Annotated in this window: 16 protein-coding genes, 2 rRNA genes and 1 other annotated feature; all 18 genes read right to left on the bottom strand. The window is 47.9% G+C overall.

Annotation, left to right across the window (positions count from 1 at the left end; all coding sequences use genetic code 11):
• Window positions 1-64 precede the first annotated feature (64 nt).
• Window positions 65-715, bottom strand: coding sequence for an RNA polymerase sporulation sigma factor SigH (gene sigH / locus G548_RS0112285; protein ID WP_022794450.1), 651 nt, complete (start codon window positions 713-715; stop codon window positions 65-67).
• Window positions 716-794: 79 nt separating this feature from the next.
• Window positions 795-1,307: an NYN domain-containing protein gene (locus G548_RS0112280; RefSeq protein ID WP_022794449.1), complete on the bottom strand. Its 513-nt coding sequence runs from the start codon at window positions 1,305-1,307 to the stop codon at window positions 795-797.
• On the bottom strand, window positions 1,304-2,056 hold the full coding sequence (rlmB, locus tag G548_RS0112275; protein ID WP_022794448.1) for a 23S rRNA (guanosine(2251)-2'-O)-methyltransferase RlmB: 753 nt from the start codon (window positions 2,054-2,056) through the stop codon (window positions 1,304-1,306). The genes G548_RS0112280 and rlmB overlap by 4 nt, the downstream gene beginning before the upstream one ends.
• A complete protein-coding gene (locus G548_RS0112270; protein WP_022794447.1) occupies window positions 2,053-2,469 on the bottom strand; it encodes a Mini-ribonuclease 3 in 417 nt (138 codons plus the stop codon). Before G548_RS0112270 ends, rlmB begins: the two co-directional genes overlap by 4 nt.
• Window position 2,470: 1 nt before the next feature.
• Window positions 2,471-3,865, bottom strand: a complete 1,395-nt coding sequence (gene cysS / locus G548_RS0112265; RefSeq protein WP_022794446.1) for a cysteine--tRNA ligase — start codon at window positions 3,863-3,865, stop codon at window positions 2,471-2,473.
• The gene (gene epsC, locus G548_RS0112260; RefSeq protein ID WP_022794445.1) at window positions 3,865-4,539 is read right to left on the bottom strand and encodes a serine O-acetyltransferase EpsC; all 675 of its coding nucleotides are present in this window, start codon (window positions 4,537-4,539) and stop codon (window positions 3,865-3,867) included. Before epsC ends, cysS begins: the two co-directional genes overlap by 1 nt.
• Before the next feature lie 88 nt (window positions 4,540-4,627).
• Window positions 4,628-4,843 (bottom strand) — a binding site (T-box leader).
• A gap of 9 nt (window positions 4,844-4,852) precedes the next feature.
• Window positions 4,853-6,313 carry a glutamate--tRNA ligase gene (gltX, locus tag G548_RS0112255; RefSeq protein ID WP_022794444.1) on the bottom strand — a complete coding sequence of 487 codons (1,461 nt, stop codon included), beginning with the start codon at window positions 6,311-6,313 and terminating at the stop codon, window positions 4,853-4,855.
• Between the two features lie 53 nt (window positions 6,314-6,366).
• The gene (gene ispF, locus G548_RS0112250; RefSeq protein ID WP_022794443.1) at window positions 6,367-6,846 is read right to left on the bottom strand and encodes a 2-C-methyl-D-erythritol 2,4-cyclodiphosphate synthase; all 480 of its coding nucleotides are present in this window, start codon (window positions 6,844-6,846) and stop codon (window positions 6,367-6,369) included.
• Complete coding sequence (gene ispD / locus G548_RS0112245) at window positions 6,846-7,541, bottom strand: 2-C-methyl-D-erythritol 4-phosphate cytidylyltransferase (protein WP_022794442.1); 696 nt, start codon at window positions 7,539-7,541, stop codon at window positions 6,846-6,848. Before ispD ends, ispF begins: the two co-directional genes overlap by 1 nt.
• A 239-nt stretch (window positions 7,542-7,780) precedes the next feature.
• Window positions 7,781-8,905 carry a PIN/TRAM domain-containing protein gene (locus G548_RS0112240; protein WP_022794441.1) on the bottom strand — a complete coding sequence of 375 codons (1,125 nt, stop codon included), beginning with the start codon at window positions 8,903-8,905 and terminating at the stop codon, window positions 7,781-7,783.
• A gap of 183 nt (window positions 8,906-9,088) precedes the next feature.
• Window positions 9,089-10,477, bottom strand: coding sequence for a DNA repair protein RadA (gene radA, locus G548_RS0112235; protein WP_022794440.1), 1,389 nt, complete (start codon window positions 10,475-10,477; stop codon window positions 9,089-9,091).
• A 131-nt stretch (window positions 10,478-10,608) separates the two neighbouring features.
• On the bottom strand, window positions 10,609-13,062 hold the full coding sequence (gene clpC, locus G548_RS0112230) for an ATP-dependent protease ATP-binding subunit ClpC (RefSeq protein ID WP_022794439.1): 2,454 nt from the start codon (window positions 13,060-13,062) through the stop codon (window positions 10,609-10,611).
• Window positions 13,063-13,092: 30 nt separating this feature from the next.
• Window positions 13,093-14,157, bottom strand: coding sequence for a protein-arginine kinase McsB (gene mcsB / locus G548_RS0112225; RefSeq protein WP_022794438.1), 1,065 nt, complete (start codon window positions 14,155-14,157; stop codon window positions 13,093-13,095).
• Window positions 14,157-14,726: a protein-arginine kinase activator protein McsA gene (gene mcsA, locus G548_RS0112220; RefSeq protein WP_022794437.1), complete on the bottom strand. Its 570-nt coding sequence runs from the start codon at window positions 14,724-14,726 to the stop codon at window positions 14,157-14,159. Before mcsA ends, mcsB begins: the two co-directional genes overlap by 1 nt.
• 14 nt (window positions 14,727-14,740) lie before the next feature.
• Window positions 14,741-15,205, bottom strand: coding sequence for a CtsR family transcriptional regulator (locus tag G548_RS0112215; RefSeq protein ID WP_022794436.1), 465 nt, complete (start codon window positions 15,203-15,205; stop codon window positions 14,741-14,743).
• Window positions 15,206-15,346: 141 nt separating this feature from the next.
• The gene (locus G548_RS0112210) at window positions 15,347-16,057 is read right to left on the bottom strand and encodes an MgtC/SapB family protein (protein WP_022794435.1); all 711 of its coding nucleotides are present in this window, start codon (window positions 16,055-16,057) and stop codon (window positions 15,347-15,349) included.
• A 103-nt stretch (window positions 16,058-16,160) separates the two neighbouring features.
• A 5S ribosomal RNA gene (rrf, locus tag G548_RS0112205) occupies window positions 16,161-16,277 on the bottom strand.
• A 66-nt stretch (window positions 16,278-16,343) separates the two neighbouring features.
• Window positions 16,344-16,488 (bottom strand): 23S ribosomal RNA (locus G548_RS0112200); the annotation flags it as partial.

Below are 16,488 nucleotides of genomic sequence, written 5' to 3'. Positions count from 1 at the left end.
CAATAACTTGTCACATAATTATTTTTGATTTTTCTGAAATCATAAGGTCTACAAATCCCGTATTTCAAGAGATTAACGCATTCCACTCTTCACAATTTTCGAGTTTCCGCTTGATTCTTTGAAGCGCATTGTCGATTGATTTATTTCTTCTACCGAGCAGTCCGGACATTTCCTGATAGGAGCGACCATCAATGTAGAGCTGCAGCACCTGCTGTTCGAGCTCACTCAGAACACTGCCAATTTTCGTTTCCATATCCGCCTGTTTCTCCCTGATAATCAGCAGATCCTCCGGACTTTTGGCGTGGGTCTCTACTAAAATATCGAGCAGCGGCCTTTCCGAATCTTCCTCATACACTGGCTTGTCTAACGAGATATATGAGTTCAGCGGCGAATGCTTCTGCCTCGTCGCCGTCTTTATAGCTGTAATGATCTGCCTCGTAATACACAACTCAGCAAAGGCACGGAATGAGGATAGTTTGTCCCCCCGGAAATCTCGTACAGCTTTATACAGCCCGATCATTCCTTCTTGTATAATATCTTCATAATCTCCCCCGATGAGAAAATACGATCGTGATTTCGCCCGCACCAAATGCCGGTATTTCTCAATCAGTCGTTCTAACGCCTGGTTATCGCCTGCACGTGCAAATTCAATCAGTATTTCATCTTCGGTTCGGGTAGTTTGATGTTGTTCCGGTTTCTTGAGGTCTGTACTCAATACAATCCCTCCGCCCATGCGCATAGTAGTATAAATATAGCAATCATTATATCGGAGTGTTCATAAAAGCGTCAACTGCCTACAGATCCCTTTTGCGCCATTTGTCGAAAATTTCTGCCATTTCTTCCGTAATAGGAAGAGTAGTCTTATGAATTGCTTTTTTTTGATTTTCAAGCTGTTCTTCGATGCCTTTTTCGACGAGCTTTGTTTCATGCCGGAGCTCCCTTGCCGATTTTCTTAACGCTCCGCTCCCAAACGTCATTGACTGTTCAGCATAATCGGAGGTGGCCACGTGCACTCTCGTTTCCACGTTTTTTAACTCCCCGACTAGTTTTTCGATGCGCTCATCGGCTGTCTCGTGTTCTCTCGTGTATACTACCTCCACACGTTTCAGCTGATAGTTTTTTCCAATGCCGGGAACCATATGGGCATCGAAAACAACAATAACTCTCCATCCTTTATAAGCCTGGTATTCCGCCATTGCATCAACAAGCCGGTCCCGTGCCTCTTCAAGATGACCGGCCCGGAGCGGCTTCAGCTCCGGCCAGTCGCCAATCACATTATACCCATCTACGAGAAGAATGTCCTTCATGGTGTCTGCCTTCCCTTCTCCTGGCGTTTGCGCATCACTTCATACATTAGAACACCACCGGCAACAGAAGCGTTCAATGAAGTAACCGGTCCGTGCATCGGAATCTGTACCAGAAAGTCACATGCTTCCTTTACAAGCCGGCTCAGTCCCTTTCCTTCGTTTCCGATTACCAGAGCAAGCGGCATATCTGCTTGCATCTGCCTGTAATCAGAGGCATTGTCTGTTCCCGTCCCGGCTATCCAAAGACCTTTGTCCTTTAGTTCATCTAGCGTTTTATTAATGTTTGTTACCCGCACTACCGGCACGTACTCGACGGCTCCTGCCGACGTTTTTACCACCGTCTGGGTCACGCCTGCAGCCCGCCTTTTCGGGATAATGACGCCGTGCACGCCGGAGGCGTTCGCCGTCCGTATCATCGATCCCAGATTATGAGGATCCTCCACCCCGTCCAGCACAAGGAAAAAAGGATCCTCATTCTGCTTTTCTGCTTTACGGAATAAATCGTCCATTCCTGCGTACTGATAAGTTGGCACAGCAGCCGCTACTCCCTGGTGTAGGCCTGCATCGAGCTCATCGAGTTTTTTCTTTGAAACCTCCTGCACCTCTATTCCTTTTTTTCCTGCCAGAGCTCGTATTTCCTGTGCCGCTCCTTTTTTGGAAGTGTCTGCGATCATAATTCTCTCAATTTTCCGGTCGGCTTTTAACGCTTCTATAACAGGATTTTTCCCCGCGATCCATTCCTGGCTCATAATGACTGGCCTCTTTCTTGTGTTTTGTCTATCGCAAATGCAATAATTTCGTTCACCCGTTCCTGCCTCCCGGCAAAATACAAATACCCAAGCACTGCTTCAAACGCTGTACTCATCCGGTAGGTGGCCAGATCCGTATTTTTGGGGATGCTTCCGGATTTCGCGTTACGTCCACGTCTGGCCACGGCTGTCTCCTCTTCAGTTAAATACCCTTCCTCCCACATGGACCGGAGTACCTCCGCCTGGGCCTGAGCCGATACGTAGGAGGTAGCCTGCTTATGCAGCTCCTGCGGCCGTACTTTCCCTTCCGAAATCAAATAATGACGGATGTGGGTTTCGAGCACTGCGTCGCCCATATAGGCAAGCGCCAAAGCATTTAACTGCTTTTCATCTACTTTACTATAGTTTATCATGTTACTTCCTCTTCCACCGGGTTCCCTGCGGCGTATCTTCTAATAAAATTCCGTCGTTCTCGAGCTGGTCCCGGATTTCATCGGCACGGGCAAAGTTTTTATTTTTTCTTGCTTCCACCCGCTCTTCGAGAAGCCGTTCGATGTCTTCATCGAGCATTTCTTCCTCTTTTTCTAAAGAAACCCCAAGCACGCTTCCGATTTCTGTCATCGTTTCAATAATCGCATCCAGTGAATCAATACTTGTCTGCGGCTGCTGCATATATTTATTTGCTTCCCGGGCCAGGTCAAAAAGTACGCTGACAGCATTTGCCGTGTTGAAGTCATCGTCCATTTCCTCCAGAAAACGCGCCTTGGCCCGTTCTGCTGCCTCCCGGCCTTCTCCGCTGCCACCGTCTGCGCTTTCGCCACAGCGGTGCTTGACGTTTTCAAGCGTCGAGCGCAGCCGCTCCAGCCCGGCCCTGGCTGATTCAAGCAGATCGTTATCAAAGTTAATAGGATTGCGGTAGTGCGCCTGCATCATGAAAAAGCGGATTACTTCCGGATCGTGCTGCTGAATCATGTCATGCACCAGTACGAAATTTCCGAGAGATTTCGACATTTTTTCATTGTTAATATTAATATAGCCGTTATGCATCCAGTAGTGGGCCATTGGTTTGCCGGTCAATGCTTCCGTCTGGGCAATTTCATTTTCGTGGTGAGGGAATTTTAAATCCTGGCCTCCGGCATGGATGTCGATAGTATCCCCCATATATTTTTTCACCATCGCCGAGCACTCAATATGCCATCCGGGGCGCCCTTCGCCCCACGGGCTGTTCCACGCAATTTCGTTTTCCTTCGCTTTTTTCCAGAGCGTGAAATCCATCGGGTCCTCTTTCTGCTCGCCTACTTCAATCCGCGCCCCCATCTGTAGATCTCCGACAGACTGCGAGGAAAGCTTCCCGTAGTTTTTGAATTTCTTCGTGCGGTAATACACATCGCCGTTTGATTCATAGGCAAATCCTTTTGCGATCAGCTGCTCGATAAACTCGATCATTTCTGCCACAGTTTCGGTCGCCCGCGGATGAAGATCCGCTTGTTCAACTCCAAGCGATTCGATATCTTCAAGGTACGTGTTGATAAAACGATTGGCGAGAGCCGGCACTTCTTCATTCATTTCCTGGGCAGCTTTAATAATTTTGTCATCCACATCGGTGAAATTCGACACGTAGTACACATTGTATCCGCGGTACATCAGATAGCGGCGGACAGCATCAAAAACGATAGCTGGACGGGCGTTGCCGATATGAATGTAGTTGTACACAGTCGGCCCGCACACATACATTGTAATCCGGTCCGGGTCTATCGGTTGAAACAGCTCTTTTTGATTGGTTAATGAATTGTATATATGAATCGCCATTACTGCTCTCTTCCTTTCACCGGTTGTTCGCGCTCTGCACTTTCTTGCTCCGGGAGCCGTTCTTTCAGCATCTCAATTTCCTCTTCGAGTGATCGAATCTTGTCAGCCACCGGATCCGGGAGATTCTGGTGGTCGAGCGAATTTCTGTTAATCTTTACGCCATCCTGCACAACCACCTTTCCCGGAATGCCGACGACTGTCGAATTGGGAGGCACCTCATTCAATACCACCGAGCCCGCGCCGATACGGGAATGCTTTCCGATCGTCATGGAACCAAGGACTTTGGCGCCGCTTGCGATCAATACATGGTCCTCAATCGTCGGGTGCCGCTTGCCTTTTTCTTTGCCCGTGCCGCCCAGGGTAACGCCCTGGAAAATCGTAACGTTATCACCGATTTCACACGTCTCTCCAATAACGACTCCCATGCCGTGATCAATAAACAGCCGCTCGCCGACGACCGCTCCGGGATGAATTTCAATTCCGGTGATAAAGCGGCTGAGCTGAGAGATCACGCGGGAGAGAAAAAACATCTTTTTCTTCCACAGCCAATGGGCGAAACGATGAGACCATACTGCGTGTACACCCGCGTACGTGAAGACCACTTCCAGACGGTTCCGCGCTGCCGGGTCCTGGTCAAATACAACGTCCAAATCATTTTTCAGCGTTTTCCACATGGTGCTTCCCCACTTTCTATTCCTTCTCTCAAGCTTTCATATTATATGCTTAGTATATCAATAAAAAAAACGTCTCTGTGCGAATTCGCACAGAGACGTTTTATAACGCGGTCCCACTCTGTTTAAGCGCCGGAACAGGCACTTCTCTTTTTACCGTAACGGGGTATGCCGCCGCTGCCTACTACATTCAGCAGAGGACTCCAGGACGCATTTCAAAAACCGGCTCAGTGCCCTCTCTCAGCCACCGGAGAGCATCTCTGTATAAAGCCTGTTGTTTTTTACTTCTTCCTGTCATAGTTTTACAGATATTTATTTAGGAGGAGAGAACCTGCTGCAGTCTTGCCTGCACGACGTTTCTTCCAAGAAGCGAAATAGCCACCGGAAGCTCAGGTCCGTGTGTCTGTCCGGTCGTTGCCACCCGGACTGGCATAAACAACTGCTTGCCTTTATAGCCTGTCGCTTTCTGGGTAGCCTTTACCGCTTTTTTCACCGTTTCCGGTTCAAAGTCCGGAGCTTCGTCGAGCTCTTTCGAGAAGTGCTGCAGCACGGTGCTTACATGCTCCTGCTCGAGCACCTCCCGGGCTTCCTGGGTATAGTCAATTTCTGTTTTGAAGAACAAATCTGTCAGCTCGACAATTTCTGCTGCATAGTGCATTTGTTCCTGATAGATGCCGACAAGCTGCTTCAGCCACTCGTACTGATCTTCCGAAAGCTCTGCCGGCAGCTTGCCTGCTTCCTGCAGATGCGGAAGCGCAAGCAGGGTCAGACGTTCTGTGTCCACTTCTTTTACGTACTGGTTGTTCATCCAGGCAAGCTTGTCCGTATCAAAGACCGCCGGGGCCTTCGACACCCGCTCAAGCGAAAACTGTTCTTTTAATTCTTCAATGGTAAACAGCTCCTCTTCTCCTTTTGGAGACCACCCTAGCAGTGCCAGGAAGTTCACGATAGCTTCCGGCAGGTATCCAAGATCACGGTACTGCTCGACAAATTGGATCACGGAGCCGTCACGCTTACTCATTTTCTGGCGGTTCGGATTTAAAATCAGCGATGCGTGGGCAAAACGCGGCTTCTCCCAGTCAAAAGCGTCGTAGACCAGGGCCTGGCGCGGAGTGTTGGAAAGATGTTCTTCTGCACGGATGACGTGAGAAATTTCCATTAGATGATCATCAATTACTACCGCAAAGTTGTATGTTGGTATGCCGTCTTTACGGGCAATGACAAAATCACCGATATCGTTGGATTCGAAAATAACGTTTCCTCTTACAACATCATCAATGATGACGCTCTGCCCTTCCGGAACACGGAAACGAACGACCGGTTTAATCCCCTGGTCTTCATATGCTTTCCGCTGGGCCGGTGTAAGGTCTCTGTCGCGCCCGCTGTATTTCGGTGCTTCCCCGCGGGCCATCTGCTCTTCTCTTTCCTGGGCAAGCTCTTCTTCTGTCATGTAATCATAGTAAGCCTTGCCTTCATCGAGAAGACGCTGGACGTATTCTTTATACAGGTCGATTCGTTCCATCGACTGGTAAGGCGCATGCGGACCGCCCACATCCACACTTTCATCCCATTCAATGCCCAGCCAGCGAAGGCTTTCCATTAAACGGGCAGTAGCGTCTTCCACGTTACGCTCCTGATCTGTATCTTCAATGCGCAGAATAAAATCTCCGCCCTGGCTTCTGGCGAATAAATAATTAAACAGCGCCGAGCGCGCTCCGCCGATATGAAGATGGCCGGTCGGACTCGGCGCAAACCGTACACGTACTTTTTCACTCATGTCCTTCACCCTCCGTAGACTTTCTTTTTTATATGCTCTATTTTTACGTCTATTTAATCAGCCGGCTGCAGAAGTACAACAGCATGAGCAGCAATACCTTCTTTTCGGCCGACAAACCCGAGCTTTTCTGTGGTCGTCGCTTTTACATTCACCTGCTCCTCTGCTTCTGCTTCAAGCAGGTCGCCGATCCGCTTTTTCATTTCCGGGATGTGCGGGGCCATTTTTGGCTGCTGGGCCAGAATAGTCGCGTCGACATTTCCAAGCTTCCATCCCTTTGCTTGTACTAGACTGCAGGCATGCGCAAGCAGGTCTGCAGAATCAGCATCTTTAAATTCCGGGTCCGTATCCGGGAAATGCCTGCCGATATCGCCCAGCCCGACTGCCCCCAGTATCGCATCTGTCACTGCATGAAGTAAAACGTCCGCATCCGAATGTCCAAGCAGCCCTTTATCGTGAGGAATATTTATTCCTCCGAGGATTAAAGGGCGGCCTTCCTGCAGCTGGTGTACATCATATCCATGTCCAATTCTCATTACTTTCTTCCCTCTCTTCGCTTCTGCAAAATCGCCCGGGCCACCACCATGTCTTCAGGAGTAGTCAGCTTGATATTATCGTAGCTTCCTTCCACAATTTTTACCGGCCGGCCCATATATTCCACCAGGCTGGTATCGTCTGTGCCGACAATCTGGTGGGTCGCTGCGTAATCGTAGGCTTCTGTCACAACCGCTGCCTGAAAAGCCTGCGGAGTCTGTACCGCCCATAAGCTGGAACGGTCGATCGTTTCAAGCACCGTTGCCCCATCGGTACGTTTAACGGTATCTTTCATTTTTGTGCCAAGCACCGCTGCCCCCGTTTGCTCTGCCTGTTCCACGAGGCGGTGGATATCTTCCTGCTCCACGAACGGGCGGGCCCCGTCGTGCACCAGAACGACTTGGTGCTCGGGAAGAAGGCGTTTCAACCCTTCATGCACGCTGTTCTGGCGTTCGTTTCCACCCACGACCACCTGCTTTACCTTTCGTATGCCCCAATCGTTGAAAAGCTCTTCCATGTCATAAATTTCGGAAGCGTTGGCAACAACAATAATTTCTTTACACCACGGATCCTGCTCGAAAACAGATGCAGTATGAATTATTAATGGCCGTTCTTCTAAAACGAGAAACTGTTTATTATGGCCCGCCTGCATTCGTTTCCCCTGGCCGGCTGCAGGAATGACTACCGCATAGTTCATAGTACCTCTCCAATTTCAAGACATTGTGTTCCCGTTGTATGTATCGCGTTCTCTTTGCTCTTAAAGCAAATTCCGCCTGTTAATAATATGCTGATACCCGAAAAACACTGTATTTATTCTACCGCACCGCTTATCAAACATTAATTTTACCAAAACTTCCCCTATAGGAAAAGCTGCCAGCCATTTATATTTGATGAAAATCCGCATAAAAAAACCCTGTGCAGGCACAGGGCATCTCATTATAAAGCTTTTTCGCGCTTTGATACCTTTGGTTTTGCAAATATCATCCGCCCCGCACTCGTCTGCAGGACACTCGTAACTACCACTTCTATTTCCTGGCCAATATAGCCTTTTCCGCTTTCGACTACAATCATCGTGCCATCGTCTAAGTATCCAATTCCCTGGCTTTGTTCCTTCCCGTCCTTGATCACCTGGACCATCATTTCCTCGCCAGGAAGAACCACCGGTTTTACTGCATTTGCCAAATCATTAATATTTAACACGCTGACGCCCTGAAGGTCGCACACCTTGTTTAAATTAAAATCATTGGTAACGACAATACCATTTCGCACTTTCGCAAGTTTTACCAGCTTGCTGTCCACTTCATGAATATCTTCAAAATCAGTATCCGTAATTTCTACTTCGATAGGAAGTTCCTTTTGAATACGGTTTAGGATATCGAGCCCGCGGCGGCCACGGTTACGCTTTAATACATCCGAGGAATCCGCAATATGCTGAAGCTCTTCGAGTACAAATTCGGGGATCACCAGTTTCCCTTCAATAAATCCTGATTGGCAGATATCTGCAATGCGCCCGTCAATAATTACGCTTGTATCGAGCAGCTTCTCCCATGCCTGATTTTCTTCTGAAGCTGCCGCAGCTGCCAACGCTGCTTCTTCCTTTGCTGCAGCGTTTTTTGAACTCGAAAAAAGACCTAACAGTTCATCACGCTTTTTAAATCCAATCTGGAAGCCAAAATAGCCACAGAAAAAGGATAAAAACAAGGGAAGTACGGAATCAATTACAGGAATACGGATCGAATTGAGTGGAAGGGAAATAAGAAAGGCAATGACCAGTCCGAAAATCAGTCCGAGCGTTCCGAACAATACGTCTGTAACAGGAGCTTTGACTACCTTTTCTTCCAGGAACCGCATACCGTTGACGATTGGCCCCGCGATCCAAAGGCTCGCGGCCCAAAACACAAATCCAACGATTACCGCTCCTACAGTAGCACCGATATAGGTATTGTAAACCCAGTCAGGAAAAGTATAAAAAGGAAATAAAGAAATAAGTTCAGGAATATAAAGAAATCCTAACGTAATACCGGCAAGAACAAAAAACAGCTGTACAATCTTTTCCAACACTTTCCAAACACCTCCTTAAGTGTATTATAAACATTTTTCCTCTGGCACAAACCACTAACGTCATATTTATCATAACTTTGGACAATTTGATACAATTTGTTCATAAGATCGTTGAATTTTCTTAATTATTAGGAAAAAGGATGTAGAAGGTCCTAATGTGCGGTCAGGACCTTCATCGTTAACTTATCTAAGCGGAGCCGGTTCGAGTGCTGCATCGAGTGCTTCTTCAAGCGTTTTGACGCCTACTACATGAATGCCTTCCGGAAATGTCCAACCGCCTATATTTTTCGAGGGAATAATCGCCCGTGAAAACCCGAGCTTCGCGGCCTCTTTCACGCGCTCCTCCACCCGGGAAATACGCCGGATTTCTCCGGTAAGGCCTACTTCTCCCATAACAATGTCACCCGGATTCGTGGATTGGTTCCGAAAGCTCGAAGCAACGCATATAGCAATACCAAGGTCGACTGCCGGCTCGTCGAGCTTCACGCCTCCCGCGACGTTAATATAGGCATCCTGATTTTGAAGAAGCATGCCAAGCCGCTTTTCAAGCACTGCCATCAGCAGCGCAATCCGGTTCTGATCAATTCCTGTAGCTGTCCGGCGCGGGTAAGCGTAGCTGGTAGGGGCGATCAGCGCCTGCAGTTCTACAAGCACTGGCCGGGTCCCCTCTAAAGAAGCTACAACAGCCGATCCCGAAGTACCTTCCGTGCGCTCTTCAAGAAAGATTTCTGAAGGATTTGTTACTTCCTTCAGCCCTGCCTCTTTCATTTCAAAGATCCCGATTTCATTCGTTGAGCCAAACCTGTTTTTCACGGCCCGTAAGATCCGGTACGTATTATGCTGTTCACCTTCAAAATAAAGCACGGAATCCACCATGTGCTCGAGCATTTTCGGTCCGGCAATTGATCCCTGCTTGGTCATATGGCCAACAACAAATACAGCAATGCCCCGATTTTTTGCAATGTGCATAAATGTCGATGTTGATTCACGCACCTGCGCTACGCTTCCGGGCGCCGACTGGATTTCATCCGAATGAACGGTCTGAATTGAATCGATAATTACAAGATCCGGCTTCACTTCTTCCATCGCCGCCTCGATCCGCTCCATATTTGTTTCGGCAAACACAAACAGCGTGTCTGCTTCCACACCGAGGCGTTCCGCTCTCATCTTCGTCTGCTTGACCGACTCCTCTCCGGAAACATAAAGGACCCGGTACTTCTGGGAAGCAAGCAGAGCAGAAACCTGCAGAAGCAGCGTCGACTTCCCAATCCCCGGATCTCCCCCGACCAACACAAGTGATCCGGGCACGATGCCCCCGCCTAACACTCTGTTTAATTCGCCTACAGACGTTGAAATGCGGTTTTCCTTTTCTCCAGTTACCTGGGTAATCGGTGTCGGTTTGTCAGCTTCGCTGAATACATTTGCCGCCGGGCGGCGGCCTGCTTTCGAAGCCGGAGCTTCCTTTTCCTCTACCATCGTATTCCAGTTGTTGCAGGCCGGACAGCGTCCCATCCACTTTTGAGTTTCATACCCACACTCTTGGCAGACAAATTTTGTTTTTGCTTTTGCCATACGAGCCTCCTCTTTTACTACGAGCTGTATCTATTTGCGTTTCGATTCCACTCGATGTTGTTCATAAAAAGAGAAACAGCTGCCCCCTGACATCAATATGCCACAAGGCAGCTGTTTCGAATATAGCTTTATTATGCTTTTGCCGTGCCTGTTTTCGTTTCAACAATAAACTCGTTGTCTTTTACGTCAATCACAGCAGTGTTCCCTTCTTCAAGCGTGCCTTTAAGCAGTTCGTCGGATAAGCGGTCTTCCACGTGACGCTGCAGAGCACGTCTGAGCGGCCGGGCCCCGTATTCAGGGTCAAAACCTTCATCAGCAATTTTATCGAGTGCTGCATCGGTAATTTCAATACTGATACCGTGCTCTTCCACACGCTTTTTAAGCTGCTCTGTCATTAAGCGCACAATCTTTTTGATGTGCTCTTTTTCCAGGCTGTGGAAGACAATAATTTCATCCAGACGGTTGATAAATTCAGGACGGAACGTGTTTTTCAGCTCGCCCATGATTTTATCTCGCATATCGTCGAATTTCTGCTCGGTAGACTGGGCCGCAAAGCCAACACTTTTATTTTGACGCAGCGTGCTTGCCCCGACGTTTGAGGTCAGAATCAGCGCTGTATTTCTAAAGTCAACCCGGCGTCCTTTAGAGTCGGTAAGAAAACCGTCTTCAAGTACCTGAAGCAGAATGTTAAATACTTCCGGGTGAGCTTTTTCAATTTCGTCCAGCAAAATCACGGAGTACGGATTACGGCGCACTTTTTCTGTCAGCTGTCCGCCTTCTTCATAGCCGACATAGCCTGGAGGAGAACCGACCAGGCGACTCGTCGCATGCCGTTCCATATATTCGGACATATCGATTCGGATAATAGATTCTTCATCGCCAAATAACGTTTCTGCAACAGCTCGTGCCAGTTCTGTCTTACCTACACCGGTAGGTCCGAGGAAGATAAAGGAACCGATCGGCCGTTTCGGATCTTTCAAGCCGGCACGGGCACGACGCACTGCTTTGGAAATAGCATTGACTGCTTCGTCCTGGCCGACGACCCTGTTATGCAGGATATCTTCCATATGAAGCAGACGGTCCGTTTCTTCTTCTGCAAGCTTGGATACCGGAACGCCTGTCCAGCTTGAAACCACCTGGGCGATGTCTTCTGTGGTAATTGCGGAGTTTTCCTGCCCCTGCTTTTCTTTCCATTCATTTTTCATTTCTTCGACTTCTGCACGCAGCCGCTGTTCGGAATCACGAAGTGAAGCCGCTTTTTCGAATTCCTGACTCTGCACGGCCGCATCTTTTTCCTTACGTGTTTCTTCGAGATTCTGTTCAAGTTCTTTCAGGTTCGGCGGCGCTGTGTAAGAACGCAGGCGCACCCGTGAACCCGCTTCGTCGATTAAGTCGATCGCTTTATCCGGCAGGAAACGGTCCGAAATATACCGGTCGGATAATTTCACTGCCTGTTCAATCGCTTCATCTCCAATAGTTACCCGGTGGTGGGCTTCGTAACGGTCTCTCAGACCGGCAAGGATTTGAATAGATTCTTCAAGTGTCGGTTCGTTCACTTGAATTGGCTGGAAACGACGTTCAAGCGCGGCATCCTTTTCAATATACTTCCGGTATTCATCCAGAGTGGTGGCACCGATGCATTGAAGCTCTCCACGTGCAAGTGACGGCTTCAGGATGTTTGAGGCATCGATGGCCCCTTCTGCACCACCGGCACCGATTAATGTGTGAAGTTCATCAATGAACAACAGTACATTTCCGGACTGACGGATTTCTTCCATTACTTTCTTCAAACGGTCTTCAAATTCACCGCGGTATTTTGTACCAGCAACAACGGTACCCATATCGAGAGTCATAACCCGCTTATTGCGTAGCGTTTCCGGTACTTCATTGGAAACAATCGACAATGCCAGGCCTTCAGCAATAGCTGTTTTACCTACACCAGGCTCCCCGATAAGAACCGGGTTATTTTTTGTCCGGCGGCTCAATACCTGAATAACACGTTCAATTTCCTGGCTTCTTCCGATGACCGGATCGAGGCCTTCTTCTTTCGCTACTGCCGTCAAATCTCTTGCTAAACTGTCAAGAGTCGGCGTGTTGGCGCTTCCGCCTGCTCCTGGAGCCTGCTGGCTGCCAGAGCTCGAAGCCCCTTCATTGCTTCCGAGAAGCTGAAGCACCTGCTGACGGGCTTTGTTCAGGCTGACTCCAAGATTATTCAATACCCGGGCTGCAACGCCTTCTCCTTCCCGGATTAATCCGAGCAGAATATGCTCTGTGCCAACATAGGAATGACCAAGCTTTCTTGCTTCATCCATGGAAAGCTCAATGACTTTTTTCGCCCGGGGGGTATAATGAATCGTTTTCGATCCCTGCTGACCGGTGCCGATAAGGGTTTCTACCTCCTGCTGAATCTGGTCTGTGTCCAAATTCAGTGCCTGGAGAGCTTTTGCAGCAATACCCTCACCTTCACGCACTAAACCGAGCAGAATATGCTCTGTCCCTATATTATTATGGCCAAGGCGGATAGCTTCTTCCTGAGCTAGCGCCAATACTTTTTGCGCTCGTTCTGTAAAACGGCCGAACATCATGTCGCACGCACCTCCTACGCATTGGTGAATCTATAATTCAAGTTTTATTCTTTCACGGATCACATTTGCCCGTCTTATATCTGCTTCTTCCTGAGTCAGTGATTCTCCTGCATACTGTTCAAGAAAACCAGGCTGAGTCAGTAACATAAGTTCATTTAAAATATTACCCGAAATCCCTTTAATTAAATCCAGATCAATACCAAGCCTCACATCCGATAAACGGTTGGCAGCTTCTTTGGTCGTCATCATGCGGCTGTATGCAAGGATGCCATAGGACCTGAACACCCGGTCTTCGAGCTTTACCCTTGAAGAGCCGAGCAGAGACTCGCGTGCATGGCGTTCTCTTTGAATCACCTGCATTACTACACCGCGCAGATCTTCGATGATGTCTTTTTCCGATTTTCCCAATGTCATCTGATTGGAAATTTGAAAAAGGTTGCCGAGTGCTTCACTGCCTTCTCCGTAGATACCTCTTACGACCAGACCAAGCTGGTGAATAGCCGGAAGAATGCGGCTGAGCTGGTTGGTCCAGACTAGAGCAGGCAGATGTACCATTACTGAAGCTCTCATACCTGTTCCTACATTTGTCGGGCAGCTTGTTAAGTAACCGAGCCGTTCGTCAAACGCATAGGTAAGGTTGGCTTCCGCCCAATCATCCAGGCGGTCAGCTTCATTGTAACATTCTTCAAGCTGCATGCCGTTACTCAGACATTGAAGACGCAAATGATCTTCCTCATTAACCATAATACTGATTGATTCATCGTTATTCAAAAGAACAGCACTATGTTCCATGTTTTTTATTAAATACGGACTCACAAGATGTTTTTCCACCAGTACCTGGCGTTCATTCGGACGAAGTTCATTCATATTCAATGCTTCAAGGGAGCCTACTTCTTCTGATTGATTCAACAAAGTAGAGGAAGCGTAGCGCAGAAGTGTTGCGCTTGCTTCTTCTGAAGCAAACACCGGGAAGGGGTACTGCTCTATATTACGGGCAAGCCGGACCCTGGTGCTAAGAGCAATATCGCCTTCTGGTCCCGGGCCTTCCTGCATCCACGGACTGATCGCCTCTGAAAAAAAGTGTTCGGATGCCATCAGCTGTCTTCCTCCCTTCCCTGAAACTGTTTTTCAAGGGTACGGATTTCATCCCTTAATTCCGCAGCCTTTTCAAACTCTTCATTTTGGACGAGGATGTTAATCTGTCGTTTTTTCTCATCCAGCTCCCTTTGGGCATGCAGCTTTTCATGCCTGTGCTTTGGAACCTTGCCGGTATGATTAGTATTGCCGCTGTGCACCCGGCGAAAAACAGGGGTCAGCTTCGATTCAAAGGCGTGATAACAATGAGCACAGCCCAAACGGCCGGTTTTAGTGAACTGTTTATACGTCAGTCCGCAGTTGTCGCATGTCAGCGGCCTGGCTGCTTTTTTAGGCTGTTTCTTTTCAGCATTTCCAGCTGTATTGGACTGATCCATGTTTAATAAATCCGACAATAAGTCCTGGATGGTATAGCCGCCCGCAGCCGACATGAAAGAATGCTCCGTTTCAGAAGATTCCCCCTGCTCTTTTGCACACTCTTCGCATAAATGAAGCTCTGTTTTAGCTCCATTAACGATTTTCGTGTAATGTAAAGAGGCCGGTCGCTGACCGCAATTCTGACAGATCATATATCTTCCCTCCCTTATTCATAGCGCAGACTTTCTATTATAGCTTGCATGATCCGCGCACGAACAATATCCCTTTCTTCTGGATACTTTAAGGCCAGTATAGACCTATCAACTGCCGCAAGCATCAAATTTGCTTCACGTTTATTCACCACTTTTTCCTCGAATAAACGCATAATAACACTCTCCGCGGTTCTTTGATCAATACCATGTCCCACGAGATCTGAAACTTGTCGAAGCAGTTCTGCGTGATCTGAAATTTTAGCCCTTGTAATTCGTATATACCCGCCACCGCCACGTTTACTCTCTACTACATAGCCTTTTTCAATAGTGAAACGCGTGCTTATGACATAATTAATCTGGGAGGGAACACACTCAAAGCGCTTTGCAAGTTCACTTCTTTTAATTTCAATTAGATCCTGTTCACTCTGTGTTAAAATTTGTTTCAAATAATTTTCAATAACATCAGACATGCTTTTCATTCCCGCGACCTCCTCTCCGCCCCGGTTCGTCTTGCTATTATCAAAAAATTGATTTTGACTATCTTTGACTATAATATATAATATTATTCAGCTGTTTTCAAGCTAGAGAGGGGCAAAATGAAAAATCCGCCCTGTGATATATTAATCATAGGACGGATTCAGCTCTATTTCTTTTATGCTTTCTACTTTATATAAGGACTGGTACAGTTCTGTTTCAGCTATACCCTCCGGCAGGTGAATTTTAATATAATAATGAAGCAAAGGTGCTTCTTCTTCATCAAATTCCTTGCCCTTTATTTTTTGAACTTGAACTTCCATACTTTCGAGGCGCTGAATTGTTTCGCCGAGTTCGTTTGCTTTTTTATCCATAGCTATAAACAATACGTCCGTATCAGAAACGTTTTTAAACCATTTGTCCACGTGATTTAAAAAAATAAGACTTGTTAATACCAGGACTGTGGCAGCGATACCAGCAAAAAACATGCCGGCCCCTATGGTTAAACCGATAGCAGCGACTATCCAGATGGAAGCAGCGGTAGTCAGTCCCCGGATAGAAGCCCCCTGCACTATAATGGTACCAGCTCCAAGAAAACCAATCCCGCTTATTACATACGAGGCCAAACGTGAAGGATCATAAGCGACCAGATCCCCGTTTTGGTTTAAATAATCCTGAAAGCCAAATAAAGCAAGCAGCATCACTAAACAGGAGCCGGTCCCAACGAGCATATGGGTTCGAAAACCAGCTGGATGTCCTTTCGATTCCCGCTCAATTCCTATCACTCCCGCCAAAAAGGCGGCAAGAATTAAACGAATTAATATAATGATTGATTCATATTCCATCCACTGCTCCATCTGAATCACATCCTTTCGTCTATTATACCTTACCTTTTTTACTTTATTTAAAGCTTCTCATATAAAAAACCGCCTCCCTCCGAAAAGGGAAACGGTTTAACTCGCCCGGCAGCGATCTACTTTCACGGGGGGAGAACCCCCGGCTATCATCAACGCTGAAGAGCTTAACTTCCGTGTTCGGCATGGGAACGGGTGGATCCTCTTCGCTGTTGCCACCGGACCGGCCCGTCGGGCCCTGACAACCAAATACCGAGACCGCAGCCACCGCCGCGTATCGTGTTCGTGCGTGGATAAGACTTCGACCGATTAGTATCCGTCCGCTGCACATGTCGCCATGCGTCCACGCCGGACCTATCTACCTCGTCATCTCCAAGGGGTCTTATCTCCGTAGAGGGGAAAGGTCATCTTAAGGGGGGCTTCATGCTTAGATG

This window comes from Marinococcus halotolerans DSM 16375 (assembly GCF_000420725.1).
GTDB lineage: Bacteria > Bacillota > Bacilli > Bacillales > Marinococcaceae > Marinococcus > Marinococcus halotolerans.
The sequence above is the reverse complement of the archived record's forward strand: the minus strand, read 5'-3'. Positions and strand labels throughout refer to the sequence as shown.

Excerpts from the sequence above, each read along its gene's own strand:
- G548_RS0112280 (WP_022794449.1), bottom strand. The coding sequence starts at position 1,307 with ATGAAGGACATTCTTCTCGTAGATGGGTATAATGTGATTGGCGACTGG.
- rlmB (WP_022794448.1), bottom strand. The coding sequence starts at position 2,056 with ATGAGCCAGGAATGGATCGCGGGGAAAAATCCTGTTATAGAAGCGTTA.
- G548_RS0112270 (WP_022794447.1), bottom strand. The coding sequence starts at position 2,469 with ATGATAAACTATAGTAAAGTAGATGAAAAGCAGTTAAATGCTTTGGCG.
- cysS (WP_022794446.1), bottom strand. The coding sequence starts at position 3,865 with ATGGCGATTCATATATACAATTCATTAACCAATCAAAAAGAGCTGTTT.
- epsC (WP_022794445.1), bottom strand. The coding sequence starts at position 4,539 with ATGTGGAAAACGCTGAAAAATGATTTGGACGTTGTATTTGACCAGGAC.
- gltX (WP_022794444.1), bottom strand. The coding sequence starts at position 6,313 with ATGAGTGAAAAAGTACGTGTACGGTTTGCGCCGAGTCCGACCGGCCAT.
- ispF (WP_022794443.1), bottom strand. The coding sequence starts at position 6,846 with ATGAGAATTGGACATGGATATGATGTACACCAGCTGCAGGAAGGCCGC.
- ispD (WP_022794442.1), bottom strand. The coding sequence starts at position 7,541 with ATGAACTATGCGGTAGTCATTCCTGCAGCCGGCCAGGGGAAACGAATG.
- radA (WP_022794440.1), bottom strand. The coding sequence starts at position 10,477 with ATGGCAAAAGCAAAAACAAAATTTGTCTGCCAAGAGTGTGGGTATGAA.
- clpC (WP_022794439.1), bottom strand. The coding sequence starts at position 13,062 with ATGATGTTCGGCCGTTTTACAGAACGAGCGCAAAAAGTATTGGCGCTA.
- mcsB (WP_022794438.1), bottom strand. The coding sequence starts at position 14,157 with ATGGCATCCGAACACTTTTTTTCAGAGGCGATCAGTCCGTGGATGCAG.
- mcsA (WP_022794437.1), bottom strand. The coding sequence starts at position 14,726 with ATGATCTGTCAGAATTGCGGTCAGCGACCGGCCTCTTTACATTACACG.
- G548_RS0112215 (WP_022794436.1), bottom strand. The coding sequence starts at position 15,205 with ATGAAAAGCATGTCTGATGTTATTGAAAATTATTTGAAACAAATTTTA.
- G548_RS0112210 (WP_022794435.1), bottom strand. The coding sequence starts at position 16,057 with ATGGAGCAGTGGATGGAATATGAATCAATCATTATATTAATTCGTTTA.